General features: G+C 44.0%; 2 pseudogenes. Both read right to left on the bottom strand.

From position 1 onward, the window contains the following. Positions 1 to 36 precede the first annotated feature (36 nt). Positions 37 to 885: pseudogene (locus GK047_RS29085) on the bottom strand (IS3 family transposase); the annotation flags it as partial. Next, positions 873 to 1,061: pseudogene (locus GK047_RS29380) on the bottom strand (hypothetical protein); the annotation flags it as partial. The pseudogenes GK047_RS29085 and GK047_RS29380, both read right to left, overlap by 13 nt.

Raw genomic sequence — 1,061 nt, 5'->3', positions numbered from 1 at the left:
TGGTCATACCCCTGTCAAGTAGACAGATGAAAAAAGCTACGCTGCCAGCGCGCACCGATACTCAATCGGTGCGCGCTGTTTCAGTTTGGATTGAAACCGCTGGTAGTTATAAAAGTAAATATAATCTTCCACGGCTTGATGAATTTCAGTTCCTGATTTACACTGTTCTAGATACAACTTCTCTGTCTTGAGATGCGAAAAAAAGGATTCGACGCATGCGTTATCCAGGCAGGTTGCTTTGCGAGAGTGGCTGCCTTTAACGCCGAATGTTTCTAATCGCTTGTTGTACGCTGCAGACGTATACTGGAAGCCTTGATCCGAATGGAGCACAGCTTCCGCTACGTCTCTTTTTCTTGTCCACTTTTCAACAGTATCAAGGACAAGTTCCACATCGTTTCGTTCGGATAATTGCCAAGCGACAATTTCATTGTTAAATATATCTTGAATAACAGACAGATAATAGAACTTCGAACCGTCTGAAATGTAAGTTATATCTGTAACCATTTTTTGCTGGGGTGCTGTTGCATGAAACTTGCGTTTTAAACGGTTTGGATACACGACAGAAGGCGTGTAATTGGACACTTTACGCTTCCTTCGAATAACCGACTGGATACCTAGATCCTTCATGAGTCGCCATGCTTTTTTGTGATTGACAATATGACCTGCCTCTCCTAATCCAGTTACCATACGCGTATACCCATAGTAGGGATGTGCAAAATGGATGGCCATCATGTGTTCTTTCAACTCATGATCAAGATTTTGCTTAGCGGCACGCTGAGGCTGTGTGGCTCGCCATTTGTAGTAACTGGCTCTAGGAATACCTGCAATGGCTAACAAGCTTGTAACGCCATGCAAAAAACGCAACTCCTCGACTATTTCATAGTTATCTCGCTGACTCGGGACTTCTCCTTTACGAGATTTGGATACCGCTTTTTTAAGTAATCTACCTGCGCTTTCAGGTAATCCCGTTCTTCTTCTACCGAATGGAAGATCGTGCGAGGACGCCCTGTAAGAGGTGTGGTTGTCTTCTCTGATCGTACCTTAAAGGCCTCTCCGTTTTT

This window comes from Paenibacillus sp. SYP-B3998 (assembly GCF_010820665.1).
GTDB lineage: Bacteria > Bacillota > Bacilli > Paenibacillales > NBRC-103111 > Paenibacillus_E.
Note: the sequence above shows the minus strand (reverse complement) of the source record. Positions and strands in the feature narration are given on the sequence as shown.